The following is a 23,520-nucleotide window of genomic DNA, read 5'->3' on the forward strand; positions in this document are numbered from 1 at the left end:
CCGCCGCTAGGAAGTTCAAGGGTGACAACAGGAAGGCCATTTGCTTGCCGACGAATCCACGCCAGCCCATCGACCATTCCATTCTCGTCGAATGCGTTGGCGGCCTGGTTGAGGACTGCACTGATGTGCTCGTGGTCCTCGTAGGAGAGCTCGCGCGTCGCCTCCGCCAAGAAAGTGGCACCCATGTGCTGAATTTCCTCTGGGCGACCGTAGCTGGTGAAGCTTTCAAGCGCAGAGATAGCATCCTCCGAGGGGTCGGTAGACGGCACTTCTGCACCAAAGTCGATGTCGACTTCCGGCGGGACGGCACCGCTTGAAACCGTGCTTGTGCTTGGTCCAGTCGAACCTGTGTTGTTGTTCATGTTCAGGCCGCAGCGGGAGCTAAACGTATAGGTCCACTTAGGCCCCACCTGCGTTCTGTTGTCCTCAAAGAATGGCTGAGCTGTAATGACCAACTCCGACCAGGCTTCCTTAGTATTATCGTTTTTGCCCCAGTCGGATGTAATCCGGATCTCAACATAAGTTTCGCCATTATTAGCGGCTTTATGGATTTCGGTATGTGTCTGTCCAGGCTGTAACCGGTTGAACCGCTTATTTGACTGCAGCGGGTTATTGTCCATTGCCTTGTTTTGTTCATTCCAACGCAGCGTTTTCATTCCCTTAGGACTTGCAAACCTATGGGATGCGTTTCCGTAACGTATGCCCCACTCGGGTTCGGATCCAACGAGATTGTCAGGTGTGCAGGAAGCGGCGGTCTTTGTACTTTGATCGAGCTGAAAGTACATCGCAACCTTCCCGAAACCGGAGGGAGTCCAATTGACCTCTGCTTGAGCAGGAAGAGTGATATTAGCCCCGGAGCGGGTGTCCTGTTGGCCACACAAATCGCCTGAACCACCGTGTGCGCATGCGAACTGGTTGGTGACAGTGGTTTGGGGAGTCGTTCGGTAAGGGGAGTCAGCCACAGTGTCCGTAGACGCGTTAGCGCGATAGGATGACCGAGCCCATTGGCCGACTACCTCCAAGGGCTTCTCTTCAGATAGGAACTGCGAAGTGAAGTTCGCTGTGCGCACCTCTGCACCCATCGTGTCGGTGGGGGCAAGGGCATGGAGGCCGCCGAAGGTGAGTGCAGCTGTGGCGATGATGGAGCCGGTGGCAGCTGCGATCCGGGAGCGCCTGGTGGCTGGTTTCTTAAGCATTGGTGGAAACCTCCGTAACCGTGATCGGCCAGGTCACTTCACCGGTGGTGTAGTCGCCGGCATCAAGATCAGCGATGGCGCTGCTGGGGAGGGTGGCAGAGAAGCAGAGTGCTTGTGGCTCGCCCGCTGCGCCGTCGGTAGCGGCGGGAAGGGTGAGCGCGTTGGGGGCGTCGCTAAGCTGCGTGAGCTTGCCGCTCTGGATCGTCTTGCCGTTTGTGCCGCAGGGGCCGGTGGTGACGGTGACGTCGAAAAGCTTGGCGATGTCTGCGTTCTCGGCGGTCGGTGCTTTGACTATGACCGTGGCCTGGTTGCCCTTGGCTACGCGCAGCCAATGGGTGGTCTGGACCTGGGTGTCGGGAGTGATCTCACCGGACGGTATGAAGTTGAAATTGAGCACTTCGGAAGTGCTCGTGAAGTCTTGGGTCTGGGAAGCTTCAGCTTGAAAGCCCCCAGAGAAGATGGTGGCGCGGGCGAACTCAGCGTCCGACCACGCCGCCAGCGTAGCCACTGCGCACAGGCCAAGAACAGCGCCTGAAGCGGCGACTGCTTTGCCCTTGCGGGTGAGTGAAGTGTTCACAGTGTGTCCTCTACTGCTTTTATCGCGGGTGTGCGGTGGCTACGCAAGCCAGTGTTTTACTGGTTCTGCGGTGCGGCGTCGAACTGCCAGACGATGGTGCCCTGCTCGTTCTGGCCCTCGTAGTTGTCGGCGACCTTGACCTTGATGCAGAGGTTCTGCGGGGTCTGCTCGGACAGGTTGAAGGTGCCGCCCTGTGCGAGAACGGTGCCGGTGGTCTGCGGGGTGCAGGTGGTGTCGGCGGTCTGGACGATCTCGGTGGTCAGGGAGCCAGCGAGTGCGCCTTCCTTGAACTCGTTGGCGTAGGTGACGGTGGAGTCCACGCCGCCAGCGATGTTGCGGATCTGGTAGGCGTGAGCGGTGGTCTGGCCCGGCTGCAGGTTGGACGGGTTGAAGGTCAGCTCGAGAGCGTTCTCGCGGGTTGCGTGCTCGGAGAAGTTGTTGTCGCCAGCCGCGCCTTCGATGCCGAAGTTAGCGGTGGAGAAGGTGCCCTTGGCAAACTCGGAATCGGACCAAGCAGCGAGGGTGAGGGCGGCACCGAGGCCAACGACGGCGCTGCCGGCAGCGATGGCGCGGACCTTGCGGGATGCAGTAGACATAGGAACTCCTGTGAGTGAGAAGGGATTGCCCATACGTCGGGCGGGAGGGAACTGCAAAGAAAAATCTAAGGCCGCATAGAGGGTCCTGCCAGACTTCGGTCAGGTTTCACCCCCGCCGTGTATGTGGGGAGTTTGTCCGGAGTTAACCGAAACTGGTGCTCAAGCGGCATTCGCGGGCGCAAATAGGGATTCGGTGGCCTGCGTTCGAGTTGTGGAAAGCTTGTGTTTGCCGGGAGTGGGGAAAGTGTTCACTCGCCGTCAACCGAACGGGGGTAACGGTCGGGGGCTGTTTGGTGCTTTCGTTTGTTGCGCTTCGGCGTGCTGTCTTCCCGCGGCCAGAACGCCCAGCCGACAATGAATCCTGCGGCGAGGGCGATGGCGAGCATGACGCGGGGGTCTGACAGGCGGGCGACTACTTTGCCCAAGCCGGGGGCGGACCAGAAGAGTTTGCCCACTTCTTCGACCTTGTATGGCGCGATATCGGGAGAGTCGTTGGCGTCGCCTTGCATCTCAATGATGCGGCCGTTGGGGTTGTCGGGGTCCGGTTCGGTGCTGATCACCCGGTGTGTGATGGGGAGATGGTTTTCGCGGTAGACGGTCGTGATGTCGCCGACGGCAGCTTCTTCCGCAGGGATCATCCTGACCAGAGCCACGGATCCGGCTGGGATCTCGGGGCCCATGGAACCGGTCTTGAACACCATGATGCGTACGTCGAACAAGAATGCAGCGGAGACGGCTGTCACGCACACCACGCCGAATATCGCGAGGAGGGTGAGGGCGGTCTCGCCGATCCAGTACCCGGCGCCGCGCTTCGGGCACTCTCCGCGGTCCGAGTCGTGCGTCGGCGTTGCGGGGTTCGTCTCGTCATGGCGGCGAAGGGGCGTTTTCGGTTCCGTGGGAGACGTGGAACCGCTGCGGTGGCTGTGCTTGTTGCCGGGAAGGCGGTGGCTCATGGTTGGAACAGTAGCGTTGATCAGGGGCAACGTCGCGGTGTGGATGCCTGTCAAAGAAAGTTGAGTGAATCGGGAACAACTTTGAGCGGTGCAAAGTTATAAGGATTGAGTGAGTCAAGCTCAACTTTGTGACAGTGTGTCGCCCTTCGGTGATACAGTGGCTGCCGGAAGTTGAGCGAGTGGCAGTCAATCTGCTGAACGGGCTCGACTCGGTAACACGAAATAAACCGAATTACACAGGAGGACATTCACACAATGGGACGCGCAGTAGGTATCGACCTGGGTACGACGAACTCGGTCGTCTCCGTTCTTGAGGGCGGCGAGCCGGTAGTTATCGCTAACGCGGAGGGTGCGCGCACGACTCCGTCGGTCGTCGCTTTCGCGAAGAACGGCGAGATCCTCGTCGGCCAGTCCGCGAAGAACCAGGCGGTGACCAACGTCGACCGCACTATCCGCTCGGTCAAGCGCCACATGGGCGAGAACGACTGGACTGTCGATATTGACGATAAGAAGTACACCCCGCAGGAGATCTCCGCGCGCACGCTGATGAAGCTGAAGCGCGACGCGGAGGCGTACCTGGGCGACGAGGTCACTGACGCAGTGATCACCGTCCCGGCGTACTTTGAGGACGCGCAGCGCCAGGCCACCAAGGAGGCCGGCCAGATCGCGGGTCTGAACGTCCTGCGTATCGTCAACGAGCCGACGGCGGCTGCACTGGCTTACGGTCTGGAGAAGGCCGACAAGGAGCAGACCATCCTCGTCTTCGACCTGGGTGGCGGTACCTTCGACGTCTCCCTGCTGGAGATCGGTGACGGTGTCGTCGAGGTGCTGGCTACCGCCGGCGACAACGAGCTGGGCGGCGACGACTGGGATCAGCGCATCGTCGATTGGCTGGTGGAGAAGTTCCAGTCCCAGCACGGCATCGACCTGACCAAGGACAAGATGGCCCTGCAGCGTCTGCGCGAGTCCGCAGAGAAGGCGAAGATCGAGCTGTCGTCCGCACAGCAGGCATCCATCAACCTGCCGTACATCACGGTCGACTCTGACAAGAACCCGCTGTTCCTGGATGAGAGCCTGTCCCGCACCGAGTTCCAGCGCATTACCTCGGACCTGCTGGACCGCACCAAGGAGCCGTTCAACCAGGTGATCAAGGACGCCGGCATGTCCGTCGGCGATATTGACCAGGTCGTGCTCGTCGGTGGTTCCACCCGTATGCCGGCTGTCTCCGACCTGGTGAAGGAACTCACCGGTAAGGACCCGAACAAGTCGGTCAACCCGGACGAGGTCGTGGCTCTCGGTGCCGCACTCCAGGCTGGCGTGCTGCGCGGCGACGTGAAGGACGTGCTGCTGCTCGACGTCACCCCGCTGTCCCTCGGTATTGAGACCAAGGGCGGTGTGATGACCAAGCTCATCGAGCGCAACACCACCATCCCGACGAAGCGTTCGGAGACCTTCACCACGGCCGAGGACAACCAGCCGTCCGTGCAGATCCAGGTCTTCCAGGGTGAACGCGAGATGGCGTCCGCGAACAAGCTGCTCGGCTCCTTCGAGCTCGGCGGCATCGCTCCGGCACCGCGCGGTGTCCCGCAGATTGAGGTCACCTTCGACATCGATGCCAACGGCATCGTGCACGTGACCGCGAAGGACAAGGGCACCGGCAAGGAGAACACGATCAAGATCCAGGAGGGCTCCGGCCTCTCCCAGGAGGAGATCGACCGCATGGTTAAGGACGCCGAGGCTCACGCCGACGAGGACAAGGCCCGCCGCGAGGAGCAGGAGACCCGCAACAACGCGGAGTCCATGGCATACCAGACCCGCAAGTTCCTGGACGAGAACTCCGAGAAGGTCTCCGAGGACGTCAAGACCAAGGTCACCGCTGCGGCAGACGAGGTCGACGAGGCTCTGAAGGGCGAGGACCTGGACGCCATCAAAGCCGCCGTGGAGAAGCTGACCACCGAGTCCCAGGAGATGGGCAAGGCTATCTATGAGGCTGACGCGAACGCAGGCGCAACGCAGGCGGACGCCACGGCTGAGGCTGACGACAACGTCGTCGACGCCGAGGTCGTTGAAGAGGACGAGAACTCCGACAACTCCGACGAGAAATAAGGAGCTGCACCCATGACGAACCCGAACGAGCAGATGCCGGACAACCCGGGCGCACCCGAGTCCACGGACGAGGAGTACATCAGCCCGGACCAGTCCGAAACCCTGGCACAGGAGGCTGCGGAGTCTGAGGCACTCGCCGAGGACGATGTGGACCCCCTCTCGGATTCCGAGGTGCTCGACGCTGAGCTCGCAGACGCGTTGAACGACGCGGAGCGCGAGGTCAACCCCGACGCCGACGGTGACGGGGTGGTCTCCGAGGCCGAGCTCCAGCTCGCCGAGCGTACGGAGGACCTCCAGCGCGTCTCCGCCGAGTACGCGAACTACCGCCGCCGCACGGAGCGCGAGCGCACCCAAATCGCCAGCGACGCCAAAGCCAAGGTGATCACCGAGCTGCTCCCGCTTATCGACGACCTGGAGCTCGCCCGCCAGCACGGCGACCTCGCCGACGGCCCGCTGAAAGCGTTCTCCGACAACCTGCAGGCGGTTCTGCAGCGCCAGAACACCCAGGCATTCGGTGCGGAAGGCGAGACCTTCGACCCGGAGATCCACGAGGCAGTCCAGGACCTGTCGCAGGGCGACACCAAGGTCATCGGCACGGTCCTGCGCAAGGGCTACCGCGTCGGCGACCGCTTGATCCGCAACGCGATGGTGATCATCGCTGACCCGGACGAGGATACGGGATCTGCTGAGTAGTACTCAGTAGGAAGCCCAAGGGTTCAGGCACACCCAGTCGCGGCCGGGGAGGGAAACGCAGACCATCGCGTCAACGTTTTCTTCTGCCCCGGCCGCGTTTTCATAACTGGATAACGTATTAGGAACTGCCCGATGAACGCAGAACAAACGTATTTAGAAGAAGAAACTAGAGCAGAATAGGACAGGAAGGAGGGCGCACATGGCTATGCAACAGGAATGGGCGAATAAGGACTATTACGGGGATCTGGGCCTGACCTCGAGCGCGAGCGCGGCAGAGATCAAGAAGGCGTACCGTAAGTTGGCTCGCGAGAACCACCCGGATTCCCACCCGGGCGACAAACAAGCGGAAGAGCGCTTCAAGCGCGTCGCCGAGGCGTACGACGTACTCGGGGACGAGACCAAACGCAAGGAATACGACGAATTCAAGTCGATGATGAACTCCGGAGGCTTCATGCGCTTCGGAGGGAGAGGAGGCTCCGGGTTTCCGGGCGGGTTTCGCACGACGGGCACGACGGACTTCGGGGCCAGCGGATTCGACGACGTCGGATTCGGAGAATCGTTTGGACAAGGCGGAGGATTTTCTGCGGAAGGCAGTCTTGGTGACATCTTCGGTGGCCTCTTTAACCGCGGCGGCGGCACTGGCAGGAGTGCTCGGCCGACGCGGGGGGCCGACGTCGAAACGCACATAACGCTCGACTTCCGCGAAGCCGTCAAGGGAACGACGATCCCTGTCGAGCTGACCGGCGAGGCGCCGTGCACCGATTGCCACGGTTCCGGCTCCGCGACGGGCAAGACCTCCACATGCCCGGACTGCGGCGGCTCCGGCTTTGTCAGCGAGCAGAAGGGCGCGTTCGGCATGTCCCGTCCGTGCACCCGCTGCGGCGGCACCGGGCAGGTCATTGAGGACCCGTGCCCGACTTGCTCCGGCAGCGGCACGGTGCGCCGCACCCGTTCGATCACCGTGCGGATTCCCGCGGGCGTTATCGACGGCCAGAAGGTCCGCCTCGCCGGCCAAGGCGAAGCTGGCCCGAACGGGACACCCGCTGGCGACCTGTTCGTGAACGTCACCGTCCGCCCGGACACGGTGTTCACCCGCGACGGTGACGACCTCGCCGTGACCGTGCCCGTCAGCTTCACCGAGCTTGCTCTCGGGGGCGCTGTCACGGTGCCCACGCTGGACAACCCGGTCAAGGTCAAAGTCCCCGCCGGCACCCCGAACGGCCGCACCCTGCGCGTGAAGGGACGCGGTGTAGCGCGCAAATCCGGCACCGCCGGCGACCTCATGGTCACCGTCGAGGTGCAGGTGCCGAAGAACCTGGACGCCACCGCGACGAGCGCTCTGCGCGCCTACGCCCAGGCGGAGAAGGATTCCGGCTTCAACCCGCGCGCCGGGTGGGCCGGCGCCCCGACCGGGAACGAGTAGGGGGTGATATGAGATGGCTGACAAGCACACAGCTGACACCGACCATACGGAGTACTACGTCATCTCCGTCGCCGCCGAACTGACCGGCATGCACGCCCAGACCCTGCGTACTTACGACCGCATGGGCCTGGTCAGCCCGATGCGCACCTCCGGCGGCGGGCGTCGCTATTCCCAGCGCGACATCTCGCGCCTGCGCACCATTCAGCGGTTGTCGCAGGAGGAAGGCGTGAACCTCGCGGGAATCAAGACGATCATCGACCTCACCGAGCGTATCGACGACCTCGAGGACGAGAATGCCCGCCTCCGCGAACGAATCTCCCGCTCGCCGAGGCGCGGTGGCGAACTCGTGCATGTGCCGCGTTCGACGGAGATTGTCACGTGGCGCCGCCGTCGCGGAGTGTAGATCCAACTCCGGTAGACCAGCGAAGATGCGAAAAGCAGCTCCCCACTAGGACGTATTTTCCTAGCAGGGAGCTGCTTTTTTCGTTTAACCCGTGTAACCGAGTAGCTCCGTGGCCATCCCGAGGATTACTTGCGGGTGATCACCGCGGTCTCATCGCGGTTGATCACCGAGCGGGCGCCGAAGGCACCGGCGATGGAGGAGAGGATAGCTCCGAGCAGCAGGCCAGCGAAGGTCCACCAGCCGCCTTCAGCTGCCTGGGGAGCGACCTCGTTGTAGGTCTCGCGTGCCTGATCAGCAGCCTGGTTGGCGGCATCGCGGGCCTGTGCCTGAGCTTCGTCGACATCCTGCTGGGTCACGTCGTTAGCGGCATCCTGGGCGGCGTTGGAGGCGTCGCGGGCATCGTCGGAAGTGACGGATGCGGCAGAGCCAGCGGTCTCAGCGACGGTACCAGCGATGTCGCCGAAGGCACCGAACACGCCACCGAGGGCAGATGCGCCGACCCATCCAGCGAGGACGAGGGCTGCGATGAGGGAGGTGGCCCAGGTGGCAAAGCCGTGGAACAGGCCAGCGCGCACGCCCAGTGCACCGGCGACGTAGCCGGCGGCCAGGAATGCGATGATCAGGCCGATGAGGGAGAAGATGCCCGTCGCCGTGCCGGAAGAGCCCTGGAGGCCCATGGCTGCCGCGCCGATGGCGAGCAGGATGGACACACCGAGGAACGTGACAACGCCAGCGAAGATCGCGCCCCAAGACACGTTGCCCTGGGAGACGTTGGTGGAGGAGGTGCCGATCATGGACTCCTGCGCGGAGTGGTCATCGGCGGCCGGGCGGGTCTCCACGTCCACGGCGTGGGAGTGGGATGCGGGGGCAACGCGGCCAGACTGAGCGGCACGTGCGCGACCGGTGTTCGGAGTGGTCATTAAAGAGATGTCCTTTCAGCAGACATGTGCAGTGAGCTGTCTTAAAAGCGAACTCACTCGAAAGGCCAAGATTTTTGGCCAACCTGACCAACGGTACGCACTCCGAACGTGAATGTGGTCACGGCAACATAACGCTTTGGACTTATGGTTGTAACGCTTGGGGGCTGGGTTGGATGTGGGCGCGCGCCGCGCGGCCCGGGTGGGTCTGGGCACGCACCGCGTCGGCCGCGTGGATCTGGATAACATTCTGGCCGGCTGGCCAGCCAAAAAGCCCAGGTCAGACTTCTCGGTGTGTCAATTAGATCCACGGGCCCTCAGCGCGCCCTGCTCTGGCCCTGCTCTGGCCCAGGTCTGGCCCGCAACCGGCCCGGGGGCCGCGAAACTAGAACTCGATCGCGGCGGCGCCCTTGATGTTGCGGAGGTTCGAGCGTGCCAGCTCGACCATGTTGCCGATGCCACCGTCGAGGACGGTCTTGACCGCGGACTCGGTGAAGCCCTTGATCATGGCCCAGTCGAAGTTCGGCGGAAGGGACAGGGCATCCGGGTCGGTGACAATGTCAACGAGCACCGGGCCGTCGTGGGCGAGGGCCTTCTTCAGGGTCTTCTCCAGATCCTGCGGCTTCTCCACGCGGAAGGCTGTGATGCCCACTGCCTCCGCGATCGCGGCGTAATTCACCCCGTCGTGCGTGGTCTGGAACTCCTTCAGGCCGGCAACCATCATCTCCAGCTTGACCATGCCCAGGGTGGAGTTGTTGAACACCATCATCTTGATCGGCAGGTCGTGCTGCTTCACGGTGATCAGCTCGGACAGGAGCATGGAGATGCCGCCGTCACCGGAGAAGGTGATCACCTGGCGGTCGCGGTCAGCGGCCTGCGCGCCGATGGCCTGCGGAACAGCATTAGCCATGGTGCCGTGACGGAACGAAGCCAGCTCGTCCTTCTTGCCGTTCGGTGTGATGTAGCGGGCAGCCCAGACGTTGCACATACCAGTGTCGACGGTGAAGAGGGCGTTGTCGTCGGCGAGCTCGTCGATAAGCTGTGCCGCGTACTCCGGGTGGATCGGGGTGGCCTTGTCCCGCTTCTTGCCGCCGTAGTTGTCGATCACGGTCTCGAGCAGGTGCGCGTGCTCCTTGAGCATCTTGTCCAGGAACCTGCGGTCCTTCTTCTCCTCAATGTGCGGGAGAATGTTCTCGATCACGCTCTTGACATCGCCCACCACCGGGTACTGGACCTTGGTGCGGCGGCCGATGTTCTTGGCCTGGATGTCCACCTGCGCGACGTTGTTCGTGGGCAGCCACTCGTTGTACGGGAAATCCGTGCCCAGCAGGATGAGCAGGTCAGCTTCGTGCGATGCCTCGTAGCACGCGCCGTAGCCGAGCAAGCCGTTCATGCCCACGTCGAACGGGTTGTCGTGCTGGATGTGCATCTTGCCGCCGAAAGAGTGACCGATCGGGGACTTGATCTTTTCCGCCAGCTGCAAGACTTCCTCGCGGGCGTTCTTCACACCGACACCGCAGAACAGCGTGACGGTCTCAGCCTCGTTGATGGCCTGGACCAGACGGGCGGCCTCAGCCGGGTCCGGGAAGACGCGCTTGTCGTCGCCGCGCGCGATCGTGGATTCCAGCAACGGCATGTCGGCGGCATCCTGGCTAGCAATGTCGCCCGGCATCACGAAGACGGAGACACCGTTGCCTGCCATCGTCGACTGGATCGCGTGGTGCAGGATGCGTGCGCCCTGCTCAGCCGAGTTAGCCATTTCGCAGTAGCCCGAGCACTCCTGGAAGATCTTCTCTGGATGCGTCTCCTGGAAGAACTGGGAGCCGATCTCCTGGCTCGGGATGTGGGACGCAATGGCAAGGACCTTGCCGCCGTTGCGGTGCGAATCATAAAGACCCTGGATCAAGTGCGTGTTGCCCGGTCCGCAGGACGCGGCGCACACAGCCAGCTCGCCGGTAACCGAAGACTCCGCGCCCGCGGCGAACGCGGCAGCCTCCTCGTTGCGTACGTGGATCCACTCAATCGAGCTCTCCGCCACCGCGTCAGACACCGGGTTCAGCGAGTCGCCTACGATACCGTAAATGCGCTTGACGCCGTTCTTCTCTAGCGTCTCCACAATCTGGTGCGCGAAATCTTTAGCCATTATTCCTCCACTTATGCGTTTAGATTTACGGCACCCTAGTGTACGCTTATTTCCTTTTGCGGCTCGTTCGGGATTTCTGGGAGGCCGAGCCCCGCGTTTTCGGGGACCCGTCCCGCCGCTACTGCCCCCGCGCCACTACCGACCCCGCGCGGCCTCGCTCAGCGCGCGCAGCATCGCCTCGTCGCTGAAGTAGTCGGTGTGCCCGCCCCGGATGCCGGGGACGCGCTCGGCGCCGAACTTGCCGGTAGCGGGGTCATGGCCGTGCAGAGCTGCGAGCGGGGAGCGCAGCAGCCGGATCGGGTCGCCGGGGGAATCGGCGACGGACACTTTCGGGTCCTCGCCAAACAGTTTCAGGTCGCTGACCTGCGCGGCGCTGACGCCGGGCGACCCGACGAGGAACAACCGGTCGGCGAACAGCCCGTGCTCCTCGGCGGCGCGTGCGGCCACGACGGAGCCGTACGAGTGCCCGACCACTACCTTGCGCGCGTCGGGGAAGCGCTCATCGAGGGCCATCTGGAACGCGGCCAAGTCGTCGGCGCCGGCGGCAGCTGAGTGCCGCGACATGCCGGCGGGCACGTTCGGGGGCGGGGAGTAGCCCTGCCACACGATCACGGCGCCGCCGGTGGCGGACGCGACGGATTGCGCCTCTTTGACTGCACCGGCGAATTTCTCCGGGTGGCCGGAGCCGACGCCGGAGACCATCGTGGTCACGGACTGTGGCGGAATCGGCTCGCCGGACGCGTCCAGCTCCGCGCCGAACATCACGGTGTAACCGTCGGGCCCGCCCTCAAGTACAACGCCGCCATGCTTATCGACGATCCCCCGCACCCCAGCCGGCGCCGACCCCAACCGGTCCGCGCTGATCTGCGCCAACGGCTCCCCCGGGTGGAAGACGAGGCGGTCGAGGTCCTGCTCGTGTTCGAGGCGGCAGGCGTTGGCCACAGCGGCTGCGCAGGCCTGGTCGAGCTGGTGCTCCATCATGGACAGGGTGGCTAGAACTGCTTGGTGGGCGGGACGCAGCCCGGGCGGGACGAGCATGGACGTCAGCGCTTCCCTGGCGTAGTCCAGCACTTTCTGGGCGGCACCGGCTTCCTCCAGGATGTCGGCCAGCTCATCCATGGTGTCGGCGGGAATGCCTAGGGCGCGGCCGAGGCTCGCCAGCATGTCCAAGCCAGCGTCGGCGGATTCGCCTGCGAGTCCGGCGGAGGAGATGGAGGAGCGGGTGTGGGCGGTGTCGTCGATACGCGAACGAACGGTGACAGATGCCCGGCGCAACGATGCGGCGCTGGCGGTGAGTTCTGCGGCGACGAGCATTAGTACCCCCTGAAAGCTCGGGCGTGGTCGGCGTCGACTCCGCGGACGGCTGCGGCGAAGGCGGCTAAATCTGCGGCGTGGTCGTGCACGCGCCGGGTGCGGGTGTCCACGTTGTCGGCCAGCGCCGCGTGGGCCTTCGCGAGCGCAGCGGCGGTGAGACTCGGCGTGGTCAGATCGGGGAATCTGGGCTCAGCCCAGTCGGGCAATTGCGGGAGGTCGGTGAACGGTGCTTGGACGGAATTCGTTGTGTTCATGCTGTTTACACAACGGCAGCCAGCGATAATGCACAACCGCGTGCCGTCGAACCTGTGGAATTTGAAAGTCTATCCACATACGCTTGGTTCCCATGCGCATTGGACTCGTTCAATTCACCGCTGGAGGTCGCGTGGCGGACAACCTCGCCGCGCTGACCGAACGTATCCGCGAGGCCGCGAACAAGGGTGCGACGCTCATCGTCTGCCCGGAGGCGTCCTCGCAGGCGTTCGAGTCGGGTCCGTTGAGCGAGCAAGCAGAAGACCTCGACGGGGCGTTCGCGACCGGGTTGCGGGAGCTTGCGGAAGAGCTTGGCGTCACCATCGTCGCCGGTATGTTCCGCCCGGCGAGCGGGGGCCGCGTGCGCAACACCGCACTTATCACTGGCCCTGACCTGCACGAAGGCTACGACAAGATCCACGCCTTCGACACCGCGAGCTACCGCGAGTCCGACAACGTCGAGCCCGGCACCGAGTTGCGCACCTTCGGGCACGAGGGCGCGACGGTCGGCGTGGCCATCTGCTTCGACATCCGCTTCCCCGACCAGTTCCAGGAGCTCGCGCGCCGGGGTGCCCAGATCGTCGTCGTGCCCACCAGCTGGGCCGGAGGCGACAACAAGATCGAGGAATGGATCACTCTTTCGCGTGCCCGCGCCCTCGACGCAGGGGTGTTCATCATGGCGTCGGACCAGGCGAATCCGGGTGGTTCCATCGGCACGCAAGAAAATTCTGACCCCCTCGGCGTCGGCCATTCCATCGCCGTCGCGCCCAACGGGACAGTGCTCGCGCTCGGAGGATTCGACGAGGAGATCATCGTCGTGGACATCGACCCCGACGACGCCACCCGCCGCCAAGCCGCAGTCCCGTTGCTCTAGACCTCCCGCAACGTCAGCCAATCCACGGCGCCCGCCAGCGAAGTGAGCGCAGGTTCACGGACATCCACAACAAGCTCGACCCGCTTATCGACGCCACCAAGCACCGCCGCCCTCACCCCCGCCAGCCGGCTGCCCGTCGCATCCACTTCCCCCTGGTCCGGGAACACGAACTGCTCCCCGCGGGCATTCCCGCAGGTCCAGTACTCGCCGACCTCCGGACAGCGCCACCACGTGGGGACATAAAACACCAGCTGCCCGAACCGGTTCGACGGTAGCGCCGGTGTCAACTCGTGCCACTCGCCACGCTCGCCGTACGGTCCCGGGACGAGTACCGGAAGCGACTGCCCGGGGAGGTAGTCCACCGGCATCGGTGCCTCGAGGTGGACGGCCAGCAGGCCGCTTTCTGCGCCGCCGCTGTTGCTACTGCCGGTGGCTTCTAGTTCCGTCACGCCCATGACCTGCGCCGCTGTCGCCGCCGGGATGCCCGCCAGGTCTGCTTCACGCGCGGTGTCCGCCATTGTGTACAGCCCTTGCGCCATCTCTTCCCAGATCGGCTCGATATCCCCGGCGCGGTCCCAGAGCGCTCTCAACAGAGCCTCGCCCAGCGGGTCCACAAGCTCTTCGTAAGACTCCGGCGGCAGTCCGAGCCGGCGGCGGTCCAAGGCAGCGGGGGAGAGGCGGGCGGGGGTGAGCAAAGCGTCGATAAGCGTGCCTGCCTCCTCGACCCTCTCCGCGAGCTGAAATTCCAGCTCGTTGCGCTCGGTAGGCGACAACTTCGTGACCTCATCCATGCTTCAAAGGGTAATGTGTCGCGGGCGCACGCTAAGCTAACCGCGAACGGTCCCCCAAGGAAAGGTTCGGCTCGTGGAATTCACGCCTTACGACATGCTTGTCGACGTCGGATGGATCTCCGTCCTCCTCATCATCGGCAACATCCTCCGCCAGCGTGTTCGAGTGCTGCAGCAACTGCTCCTACCTGCGCCGATTACCGCAGGTCTCCTTGGCCTCATCCTCGGGCCGGAGGTGCTGGGGATCGCGCAGTTCTCCGACAAAGTGGGCACCTACACCTCGATCCTGATCGCCGTCGTCTTCGCGTCGATGGCGTACTCCATGGACCTCGGCGGATCCGTGGCCAAGGGCGCCCGCAACATGTGGGCATTTTCCACCACCATGTTCATGTTCCAGTGGGGCCTTTTCGTCCTCGCCGGTATCTACCTGTTCAAGCCGGTGTTCGGCACTGAAGACTGGTTCGGCATGATGCTGCCCGTCGGTTTCGTCGGCGGCTTCGGCACCGCCGCTGCTGTCGGCTCCGCCCTCGAGGACACCGCCGGTGCCGCCGCCGCGTCCTCCCTCGGCTTCACGTCGGCAACCGTGGGCACCCTCGTGGCCATCATCGGCGGCGTGATCGTTGCCAACTGGGGCATCCGCCACGGCAAAGCCACCGAACTGCAGGGCGACCTGCCCAAGGAACTGCGCTCCGGCTACATCGAGAACGAGGCCGAGCGCCCCTCCATCGGTAAAGCCACCACCAACCCCTCCTCGATCGAGCCGCTCGCCCTCCACGGCGGCTTCATCATCTTCACCGTCCTCGTTGCCTACCAGGTGAACAACTTCATTTCCGATACCTGGGAGAACGTCTCCATCCCCCTGTTCGCCCTGTCGTTCGTCATCGGCTTCATCGGCCGTGGCCTGCTGCGCCTGTTCAAGAAGCCGAACTACCTGGACAAAGACACCGTCAGCGCCATTTCCGGCGCCGCGACCGACTACATGATCGCCTTCGGTATCGCATCCATCGTCCCCGCAGCGCTGGCCGCCTACTGGCAGGCACTGATCCTGATGTTCGTCCTGGGCACCGTCTTCTGCCTCTTCTACCTGCTGGTCATGTCGCCGCTGTACTTCGGCGAGCAGTGGATCGAGCGCGGCCTCTTCGGCTGGGGCTGGGCGACCGCCGCCGTCGCGACAGGTATCGCCCTGCTGAAGATGGTCGACCCCAAACTCAAGTCCGGCACACTCAACGAATACGGTGTCGCCTACGTCGGCTTCGGCCCCTTTGAGATCGGCATGACCATCCTCGCCCCGATCGCCGTTCTGGCGTCCTTCACCGGTGCGTTCGGCTGGATTGCCACCGCCATCGCCGCCGGCATCTTGATCCTCAGCTTCACATTGAAGTGGGTGCCCGCGAAGAAATACGCCTCCGTGCCCTCCGCTGCTGGCGGTTCCGGAGGCTCGTCAAAGGTCAGTTAGCCTTCGGCCCCCGTTAGCTCTCGGCTCCTGCGCTTCCCGCCCCCTGTGCTTTCTGTTCACGGTCGTAGGAGCTCCACATCTTCAACGTGTCGTAGTGCCGCTTTCTGGCTGTCACCTCAAGCCCCTGTCTCTGGGGCAGTGGCAGAAACTTCTTGATGCGCTGAGACAGCGACCCCGCTCGACCTACCAGTTCATCGCCGGGGTATCCGACGGATGCCAACGCGAGAATCAGCACCTCCAACTCGTCGTCCGTGAATGTCAGCGGCGGCATGATATCGCCAGCGCCCATCACGTAGCGGCCCGAAGCGCCGGTTCTCGACTCAATCACAAACCCCAGGTCCCTCAAATACGCGATGTATCTCCGCAGGGTCCGCCTATCCACGCCCACCCTTTCCGCCAAATCCCTCCCTTCCATCACCATCCCCGTCTGCAGTATCCGCAGCAATTCTGCTCCCCGAAGAAACGGGGGAATCTTCTCGCGGCGCTGATATCTTTCGGTCTCCTTGATCGTCGCCTCAAGTGGATGCGGTGAGTTATTCACCAGCGCATCAATTGGATCTATTGGATCAATCATTTCCCGCTCCCTTTTGTCCGACTAGCCCCAATCTCCCGAGTGCGAGTCATGGAATGCCCCCCTTGAAGTACTCCTGACTTGCACTGACAATCCCAAATGTAGAAAAGCAATCGATTCTGGGGGCGCCGAGAATGCTCACTTCAGTGTGCAAACCCCGATCGATTGCAACGATCTATCGCAACGATCTATGGCAGCGCGGAGCTCTCCAGCTCCTGAAATCGAGGTCTCTAAGACCCCGGGTCGCCTCCAAGGGTCCAGGCTCATTCGTCACCTCAGTCACAATGGTTCTGGATGTAGAAGGTGTGCTGATTTCTGTAGAGGACACAAATGGCCTCAATGGCCGGTGGATGGGCGATGAGCTGTGGGTTTACAACGGGAGAACTAGGGCAGCAGCGGCAAGGCCGTTTCCTACGCATGCATTGTGGGGCGGGAGGGGCAAAACCCAGATTCGCCCGTGAGCGGCCGACCGCCGCGGCAGGTTGCAACCGCTGTCCTCGTTCGCATTGGCCGTTTGCACAGTTCAAGCGAGCGGAATGACCTCTAAGGACATTTGTGTCCCCAATGGAATTCAGACATATATGTGCGCGCTTCGTTCACAGCTTTCGCCCAGCGTGAGGCATTGAGGTCAATCGGGCTTCGTCTTTTTTTTGGGGGGGGGAGATTGGGATCCGCGGTATGTTTCTCTCAATTTCTTGCCTTGAGTGGAACAGACTCAACTCTCGCGGCGTTGTGACTATCGACGAACTAAGTTCGGACCAATAGAACACCTCATACAAACACTCCAATTAAACGAGATTTAGGAAAGGAGCGAGACTGATGAGCTCGTTCAACCCCACCACGAAAACTCAGGAAGCTTTGCAGCAGGCGCTGCAGAGGGCATCCGCGAACGGAAACCCGGATATTAGGCCCGCGCACTTGCTTCAGGCGATCCTTGAACAGGAAGACGGCATCGCCGCACCGGTGCTCAAAGCGACCGGTGTGGATCCGTCGACGGTGCAGAAGGAAGCGGCCGAGATCGTCGAGGGCTATCCGAAGGCCCAGGGCCAGAACATGGCTAACCCCAACTTCAACCGTGACGGCCTTAATGCGCTGAACGCAGCGCAGGAGCTCGCGGGCGAGCTCGGTGACGAGTACGTTTCCACCGAGGTTCTTCTCGCAGCCATTGCGCGCGGCGAAGAGGAAGCCGCTGAACTGCTGAAGAAGCGCGGCGCCACCTACGAGACGATCAAGGCTGCCTTCCCGTCGGTCCGCGGCCACCAGAAGGTGACCACTCAGGACCCGGAGGGCCAGTTCCAGGCGCTGGAGAAGTACTCCACCGACCTGACAGCGCGTGCCCGCGAGGGAAAGATCGACCCGGTGATCGGCCGTGACAGCGAGATCCGCCGCGTGGTCCAGGTGCTGTCCCGCCGCACGAAGAACAACCCTGTGCTCATCGGTGAGCCGGGCGTGGGTAAGACTGCCATCGTTGAGGGCCTCGCGCGTCGTATCGTGGCTGGCGATGTCCCCGAAAGCCTCAAGGGCAAGACGCTGATCAGTCTTGACCTCGGTTCGATGGTCGCGGGCGCGAAGTTCCGCGGCGAGTTCGAGGAGCGTCTGAAGGCGGTGCTGGATGAGATCAAGTCTTCGGACGGCGAGATCATCACCTTCATCGACGAGCTGCACACCATTGTCGGCGCTGGTGCGACCGGCGACGGTTCGATGGACGCCGGCAACATGATCAAGCCGATGCTGGCGCGCGGGGAGCTGCGCCTGGTCGGCGCGACGACGCTGGATGAGTACCGCAAGTACATCGAGAAGGATGCCGCTTTGGAGCGCCGCTTCCAGCAGGTGTACGTGGGCGAGCCGACGGTGGAAGACACCATCGGTATCCTCCGCGGCCTGAAGGAGCGCTACGAGGTGCACCACGGTGTGCGCATCCAGGACTCGGCGCTGGTGGCAGCGGCTTCCTTGTCGGACCGTTACATCACCAACCGCTTCCTGCCGGATAAGGCGATCGACTTGGTCGACGAGGCTGGCTCCCGTCTCCGCATGGAGATCGACTCCTCGCCGCAGGAGATCGATGAGCTGGAGCGCGTCGTGCGCCGACTTGAGATCGAGGAGATCGCACTGTCGAAGGAGTCTGACGCAGCCAGCCAGGAGCGCTTGACTGCTCTGCGCAGCGAGCTCGCGGACCAGCGCGAGAAGCTCGGCGAGATGAAGGCGCGGTGGGAGAACGAGAAGAGCGAGATCGACAAGGTCCAGCACGCGAAGGAGGAGCTCGAGCGCCTGCGTAACGAGTCAGAGATCGCGGAGCGCGACGGCGACTACGCAAAGGTCTCCGAGCTCCGTTACGGCCGCATTCCGGAACTGGAGGAAGAGGTGGCTGAGGCGGAGAGGGAGGCGTCGATAAGCAGCAAAACGATGCTGACGGAAGAAGTCACCCCGGACGTGATCGCCGACGTTGTGTCGAGCTGGACGGGCATTCCAGCGGGCAAGATGATGGAGGGCGAGACCGAGAAGCTCCTGAACATGGAGTCTGTGCTGGGTGAACGCGTTGTCGGGCAGAACGAGGCTGTCGTCGCTGTGTCTGATGCTGTGCGCCGCTCGCGCGCCGGGATCGCGGATCCGAACCGGCCGATCGGCAGCTTCCTGTTCCTCGGCCCGACGGGTGTGGGCAAGACTGAGCTGGCGAAGTCGCTCGCGGAGTTCCTCTTCGATGACGAGTCCGCGATGATCCGCATCGACATGTCCGAGTACGGCGAGAAGCACTCCGTCGCGCGCCTTGTCGGTGCGCCTCCGGGATACGTCGGCTTCGACGCCGGCGGGCAGCTCACCGAAGCCGTCCGTCGCCGCCCGTACAGCCTCGTGCTTTTCGACGAAGTCGAGAAAGCCCACCCCGACGTCTTCGACGTTCTGCTTCAGGTCCTCGACGAGGGTCGGCTTACCGACGGCCAAGGCCGCACCGTCGACTTCCGCAACACCGTCATAATCCTGACCTCGAACCTCGGCGCCGGCGGCACCCGCGACGAGATCATGGAAGCGGTGAAGCGGGCGTTCAAGCCGGAGTTCATCAACCGTCTCGACGATGTGGTGGTCTTCGATCCGCTGAGCCAGGAGCAACTTGTCGGCATCGTCGATATCCAGCTGCGCTCGCTCGCGGAGCGCCTGGCTGAGCGCCGCCTGGCCCTCGACGTCACCGACGCCGCCAAGCGCTGGCTCGCCGACCGCGGCTACGACCCAGCTTACGGTGCCCGCCCGCTGCGCCGCCTGATCCAGAAGGAGATCGGCGACAAGCTGGCTAAGGAGGTCCTGGCCGGCGAGATCCGCGACGGTGACACCGTGCTTGTCGACGCCTCCGATCCAGCCGATCCAGCCGACGGTGTCGCACCGGATGGCCTCACGGTGACCAAAGCGTCTGTTTAACACGGAGTTCCGGCTTGGCCACCCGGCCGGGCTCGGCGGTCCTCCCTGGGTCCGCCGCCCGCTTATGTCGCGAACGGTAACAATCGAACGGTAACTTTGCTCTTCCAAACGCTCATATGTCCGGCGGGATCATGCGGTGATTGCGCCACCGTTGAATAGTTCTTCTAGTTTTTCACGGGGTGTGGCTCCGTGAAACTTGACGATGGGGGTGTCGTTGAGTTCGTTTTGGACCCAGGCGACTTCCTCGGCGCTGACAAGGGCGAAGTCGGTTCCTTTCGGGAAGAACCGGCGCCGGATTTCCCCGTTGGTGTTCTCGTTGGTGGGCCGCTGCCACGGTGAGTGCGGGTCGCAGAAATAGACCTTGCACCCATCAGCGATCGACACCGTGGCAGTCAGCGCCATTTCTGATCCTTGGTCCCACGTGATGGTCTTTAACTGTTCGGCGTTGAGGTCTTTGACCATGCGTTGCAGCGTTCCGACCACGGTGGCCGATGAGTGCTCGTCAGGCAAATGCCCCAGCAGGGTATACCGGCTGGAGCGTTCAATCAGGGTGATCAACGCACTTTTACCTCCTTTGCCGATGACGAGGTCTCCCTCCCAGTGCCCGGGGATAGCCCGGTCGTCGACTTCTGGTGGCCGGGTGGTGATTTCTGCACCTGTGATCCACGACCGGCTGTTGGTGGCAAGACCTGCTGTACGCGACCGTGGGGTGCGTTTCGTGCCGCCTTTGATCAGTACTTGCTGGGTCTTCATGATCGATTCCAGCTCCGCGCGAAGGCTGCCTTTGCCTTGGATGTAGAGCGCGGAGTAGATCGCTTCGTGGGATAGCTGCATGGTTTCATCATCGGCGAAAACCCGCTCCAGATGGCAGCTGATGCGCTTTGGTGACCATTTGCGTGCAACACCTGCGACAACGACTTTCCGCAACCGGTAGTTCGTGTCGATGCGGCGTGGTTTCGGCCTGGCCATCCGTCGTGTTGTGCGTTCACCGGCGACTTCGGCGTTATAGGTGTGCACCACCGTCCCGGCCGGGTTGATGACCTCCCACCCGTTACGGCGGATTTCTCTGGCAACCACGCTATGGTGCCGGCCGATAGATGAAGCGATCGCCCTAGCCGATAAGCCTTGGGCGCACCCGGCATGGATCTGGGCCCGGTCAGAGACGGTCAACCGTTTGCCCACCCCCACACGCATACCGTCGATGTCAGTTGGTGTAGCCGCCGTAGACACCGCGGCGGTGGATAAAGGTGCTGGCATGACACTATCTTTGCGCCACTGGTACACCGTCGATCTGCTGACCCCCAACCAGTCGGCAACCGCAGCCACCGGCACACCGTCAGCGAACATCTCCTCGGCGACTCGGCGGTTGTGTTTCCACTGCTTTGCAGTACCGCGGTCACTCGTTATCCCTGCTTTACGCATCCAGCTGTACACAGTCTTAGGTGCTACACCGAGACTTTCCGCAATCCGGTATGCGGACTGACCATCTAGCACGCAGGCAACGGCAGCTTGTTTATCCTCATCAGAAATGACTGTGCGCGCGGGTGCTTTTCCAGGCACGACCACGCCTTGTTCGATGAGCCAAGACCGCACAGACGATACGGGCAAGCCCACCCTACGAGCAGCGTGTGACACCGACGCGCCTTGTCGCACCAAGCCAGATGCTTGCTCAAATCGGTCCTGTCGGCTCTGTCTTCTGACTGTCGATGGACCGGCTACACCCGCTTTGTGCATCCAGCTGTAGACAGTTTTTGGCACCACCCCAAAATCCTCAGCAACCAAATAAGGGGACTCGCCAGCAGCAACACGGGCAACCGCCGCCTGACGAATTTCCTCCGGCACCCAACCAGTCACAACGCAACCACCTCTCGATCGAGATGGCGCATTCACCCATTGACAGTCCCTCCAATATTGGATTCATAAAGGGGCGGGGTTACCGTTCGATTGTTACCGTTCGCGTTTTTCAGGGGGCTTGGTGCAGTCTCCGCGTGCGTAGCCTGTGCCCACCTAAGCGCCGTAGCGGCGTTGCTCGCGGGCGATGGCTTCTTGGACTGTCGAGGTGCAATAAACCGGCTCAGTGATGAGCTGATAGGGCGTGAGCCGGACGACCGGCTTGCCCATGTTCTTCAGCAGGTTTTCGCGGCGGCGCTCCTTGACCAGGGTCTCTTCTACACCGCCGTAGGTCACTCCGTCGTACTTCACACCTCCGTCGATCTCCACGGCTACCTCACCGTTTGGTCCGGCGAGGAGGTCGGGTTCGATGTAGCGGTGGGCGTCGATAGGCAGGCGCACGTGCATTTGTACGGGGATGCCCGCTTCCATCAGCAATCCTTGCGCGTAGGGCTCGAAGGGGGAAAGCGATCGCGGGCTGCTGGCTTCGATCGCGGCGCGGACGGTGCCGATTCCGCGGATCGGGCCTAGTGCGCGGGCGGCCCGCATCATCCTCGCGTGGGACATTTTTTGATACTTCAACCAGGACATCGCCACCAACCCCTCGATGAAACCGTGGTGAGCCGCGATGTCGGCGGCGGTGCGGAAGGGGGTGAGGACGCGGGCGCCGTCGATAAGCATGATGTGCTCGGGCGTGACCGTGAGTTTCCGGAAGGCTTGACCTTTGGGGATGTTGTCGGCGGTTTTGTAGCCGTTGCTGCCCAGCGTCGTTTCGACGAGTTCGGGCGTGCGGGCCACTACCCACATGCCGTGGACTCGCGCTGCCGAGCGGCCGATGAGAATCGCGCGTGTCTTGCTTCGGCCGACGGCAACCGCGCGGAGCCATTGTCTTTCGTAGTTTTTTAGCCCGCGGTAGTACTCGCTGGCGACGGCCTGCGTGGGGGCCAGCAGAGTGAGCAGTCCCGACTCGAGCTGCTGCCATGCGGGGTGGTCGGCCCCGGCAGTGCGGAGATTGATCAGGTGGCCCAGCGCTTCTTCCTTGTCCATGTCTTCACTGTGGACTGCGCCGCTTCGGGGCGCACTCTTTCGGTGTCTACTTCAGTAGGCATACGGGTGCGCTTAAGACTGCGCAGTGCGGGGGCTGCGCGGTCGAAAACGCGAACGGTAACAATCGAACGGCAACTATGGTTCGACATGTCTCACATCGCAAGGGACTGTCAATGGGTGAATGCGCCATCTCGATCGAGAGGTGGTTGCGTTGTGACTGGTTGGGTGCCGGAGGAAATTCGTCAGGCGGCGGTTGCCCGTGTTGCTGCTGGCGAGTCCCCTTATTTGGTTGCTGAGGATTTTGGGGTGGTGCCAAAAACTGTCTACAGCTGGATGCACAAAGCGGGTGTAGCCGGTCCATCGACAGTCAGAAGACAGAGCCGACAGGACCGATTTGAGCAAGCATCTGGCTTGGTGCGACAAGGCGCGTCGGTGTCACACGCTGCTCGTAGGGTGGGCTTGCCCGTATCGTCTGTGCGGTCTTGGCTCATCGAACAAGGCGTGGTCGTGCCTGGAAAAGCACCCGCGCGCACAGTCATTTCTGATGAGGATAAACAAGCTGCCGTTGCCTGCGTGCTAGATGGTCAGTCCGCATACCGGATTGCGGAAAGTCTCGGTGTAGCACCTAAGACTGTGTACAGCTGGATGCGTAAAGCAGGGATAACGAGTGACCGCGGTACTGCAAAGCAGTGGAAACACAACCGCCGAGTCGCCGAGGAGATGTTCGCTGACGGTGTGCCGGTGGCTGCGGTTGCCGACTGGTTGGGGGTCAGCAGATCGACGGTGTACCAGTGGCGCAAAGATAGTGTCATGCCAGCACCTTTATCCACCGCCGCGGTGTCTACGGCGGCTACACCAACTGACATCGACGGTATGCGTGTGGGGGTGGGCAAACGGTTGACCGTCTCTGACCGGG

General features: G+C 62.7%; 20 protein-coding genes. 8 read left to right on the forward strand and 12 right to left on the reverse strand.

Going from position 1 to position 23,520, the window contains the following annotated elements:
• From CZ338_RS10910 to CZ338_RS11120, 4 genes are all read right to left on the reverse strand, one after another.
• A partial coding sequence (locus CZ338_RS10910; protein ID WP_204211891.1) for a hypothetical protein occupies window positions 1–656 on the reverse strand: 656 nt, incomplete at its 3' end.
• Between the two features lie 532 nt (window positions 657–1,188).
• Window positions 1,189–1,773 carry a hypothetical protein gene (locus CZ338_RS06145; RefSeq protein WP_087117407.1) on the reverse strand — a complete coding sequence of 195 codons (585 nt, stop codon included), beginning with the start codon at window positions 1,771–1,773 and terminating at the stop codon, window positions 1,189–1,191.
• Between the two features lie 56 nt (window positions 1,774–1,829).
• Window positions 1,830–2,369 (reverse strand): SipW-dependent-type signal peptide-containing protein, encoded by a 540-nt coding sequence (locus CZ338_RS06150; RefSeq protein ID WP_087117408.1) that lies wholly within the window; start codon window positions 2,367–2,369, stop codon window positions 1,830–1,832.
• Window positions 2,370–2,617: 248 nt separating this feature from the next.
• On the reverse strand, window positions 2,618–3,322 hold the full coding sequence (locus CZ338_RS11120; protein ID WP_235839474.1) for a S24/S26 family peptidase: 705 nt from the start codon (window positions 3,320–3,322) through the stop codon (window positions 2,618–2,620).
• 255 nt (window positions 3,323–3,577) lie between these two features.
• On the opposite strand from CZ338_RS11120, the gene dnaK reads away from it, so the two are divergent.
• The 4 genes from dnaK to CZ338_RS06175 all read left to right on the forward strand — a co-directional run bounded on the left by dnaK (window position 3,578) and on the right by CZ338_RS06175 (window position 7,947).
• Window positions 3,578–5,428, forward strand: a complete 1,851-nt coding sequence (gene dnaK / locus CZ338_RS06160) for a molecular chaperone DnaK (RefSeq protein ID WP_087117409.1) — start codon at window positions 3,578–3,580, stop codon at window positions 5,426–5,428.
• A gap of 12 nt (window positions 5,429–5,440) precedes the next feature.
• Window positions 5,441–6,121, forward strand: coding sequence for a nucleotide exchange factor GrpE (grpE, locus tag CZ338_RS06165; RefSeq protein WP_087117410.1), 681 nt, complete (start codon window positions 5,441–5,443; stop codon window positions 6,119–6,121).
• Window positions 6,122–6,320: 199 nt separating this feature from the next.
• Window positions 6,321–7,544 (forward strand): molecular chaperone DnaJ, encoded by a 1,224-nt coding sequence (dnaJ, locus tag CZ338_RS06170; RefSeq protein WP_087117411.1) that lies wholly within the window; start codon window positions 6,321–6,323, stop codon window positions 7,542–7,544.
• 13 nt (window positions 7,545–7,557) lie between these two features.
• Window positions 7,558–7,947, forward strand: a complete 390-nt coding sequence (locus CZ338_RS06175; RefSeq protein ID WP_087117412.1) for a heat shock protein transcriptional repressor HspR — start codon at window positions 7,558–7,560, stop codon at window positions 7,945–7,947.
• Between the two features lie 125 nt (window positions 7,948–8,072).
• On the opposite strand, the gene CZ338_RS06180 is transcribed toward CZ338_RS06175, so the two are convergent.
• The 4 genes from CZ338_RS06180 to CZ338_RS06195 all read right to left on the reverse strand — a co-directional run bounded on the left by CZ338_RS06180 (window position 8,073) and on the right by CZ338_RS06195 (window position 12,575).
• Window positions 8,073–8,867: a YrzE family protein gene (locus tag CZ338_RS06180; protein WP_087117413.1), complete on the reverse strand. Its 795-nt coding sequence runs from the start codon at window positions 8,865–8,867 to the stop codon at window positions 8,073–8,075.
• Window positions 8,868–9,249: 382 nt separating this feature from the next.
• Complete coding sequence (locus tag CZ338_RS06185; protein ID WP_087117414.1) at window positions 9,250–11,007, reverse strand: pyruvate dehydrogenase; 1,758 nt, start codon at window positions 11,005–11,007, stop codon at window positions 9,250–9,252.
• A 135-nt stretch (window positions 11,008–11,142) separates the two neighbouring features.
• Window positions 11,143–12,321, reverse strand: a complete 1,179-nt coding sequence (locus CZ338_RS06190; RefSeq protein WP_087117415.1) for an alpha/beta hydrolase — start codon at window positions 12,319–12,321, stop codon at window positions 11,143–11,145.
• On the reverse strand, window positions 12,321–12,575 hold the full coding sequence (locus tag CZ338_RS06195) for a hypothetical protein (protein WP_087117416.1): 255 nt from the start codon (window positions 12,573–12,575) through the stop codon (window positions 12,321–12,323). Before CZ338_RS06195 ends, CZ338_RS06190 begins: the two co-directional genes overlap by 1 nt.
• Window positions 12,576–12,667: 92 nt before the next feature.
• On the opposite strand from CZ338_RS06195, the gene CZ338_RS06200 reads away from it, so the two are divergent.
• The gene (locus CZ338_RS06200; RefSeq protein ID WP_087117417.1) at window positions 12,668–13,447 is read left to right on the forward strand and encodes a nitrilase-related carbon-nitrogen hydrolase; all 780 of its coding nucleotides are present in this window, start codon (window positions 12,668–12,670) and stop codon (window positions 13,445–13,447) included.
• Here the strand turns inward: CZ338_RS06200 and CZ338_RS06205 are convergent.
• Window positions 13,444–14,238 (reverse strand): ferredoxin reductase domain-containing protein, encoded by a 795-nt coding sequence (locus CZ338_RS06205; protein WP_087117418.1) that lies wholly within the window; start codon window positions 14,236–14,238, stop codon window positions 13,444–13,446. The genes CZ338_RS06200 and CZ338_RS06205 overlap by 4 nt on opposite strands.
• A gap of 73 nt (window positions 14,239–14,311) precedes the next feature.
• On the opposite strand from CZ338_RS06205, the gene CZ338_RS06210 reads away from it, so the two are divergent.
• Window positions 14,312–15,691 (forward strand): sodium/glutamate symporter, encoded by a 1,380-nt coding sequence (locus tag CZ338_RS06210; protein WP_087117419.1) that lies wholly within the window; start codon window positions 14,312–14,314, stop codon window positions 15,689–15,691.
• Window positions 15,692–15,704: 13 nt separating this feature from the next.
• Here CZ338_RS06210 and CZ338_RS06215 read toward each other — a convergent pair whose 3' ends face one another.
• Window positions 15,705–16,265 carry a helix-turn-helix transcriptional regulator gene (locus CZ338_RS06215; RefSeq protein WP_087117420.1) on the reverse strand — a complete coding sequence of 187 codons (561 nt, stop codon included), beginning with the start codon at window positions 16,263–16,265 and terminating at the stop codon, window positions 15,705–15,707.
• Window positions 16,266–17,081: 816 nt separating this feature from the next.
• Here CZ338_RS06215 and clpB point away from each other — a divergent pair.
• Entirely contained in the window at window positions 17,082–19,667 is a 2,586-nt protein-coding gene (gene clpB / locus CZ338_RS06220) for an ATP-dependent chaperone ClpB (protein WP_087117421.1), read from the forward strand.
• Between the two features lie 129 nt (window positions 19,668–19,796).
• On the opposite strand, the gene CZ338_RS06225 is transcribed toward clpB, so the two are convergent.
• A complete protein-coding gene (locus CZ338_RS06225; RefSeq protein ID WP_143341209.1) occupies window positions 19,797–21,227 on the reverse strand; it encodes an IS30 family transposase in 1,431 nt (476 codons plus the stop codon).
• 447 nt (window positions 21,228–21,674) lie between these two features.
• Complete coding sequence (locus CZ338_RS06230) at window positions 21,675–22,604, reverse strand: hypothetical protein (protein ID WP_087117422.1); 930 nt, start codon at window positions 22,602–22,604, stop codon at window positions 21,675–21,677.
• Between the two features lie 507 nt (window positions 22,605–23,111).
• Here CZ338_RS06230 and CZ338_RS10915 point away from each other — a divergent pair.
• Window positions 23,112–23,520, forward strand: a 409-nt coding sequence (locus CZ338_RS10915; protein ID WP_162287321.1) for a helix-turn-helix domain-containing protein, incomplete at its 3' end; no start/stop codon positions are given.

Source organism: Corynebacterium urinipleomorphum, from assembly GCF_900155535.1.
Lineage (GTDB): Bacteria > Actinomycetota > Actinomycetes > Mycobacteriales > Mycobacteriaceae > Corynebacterium > Corynebacterium urinipleomorphum.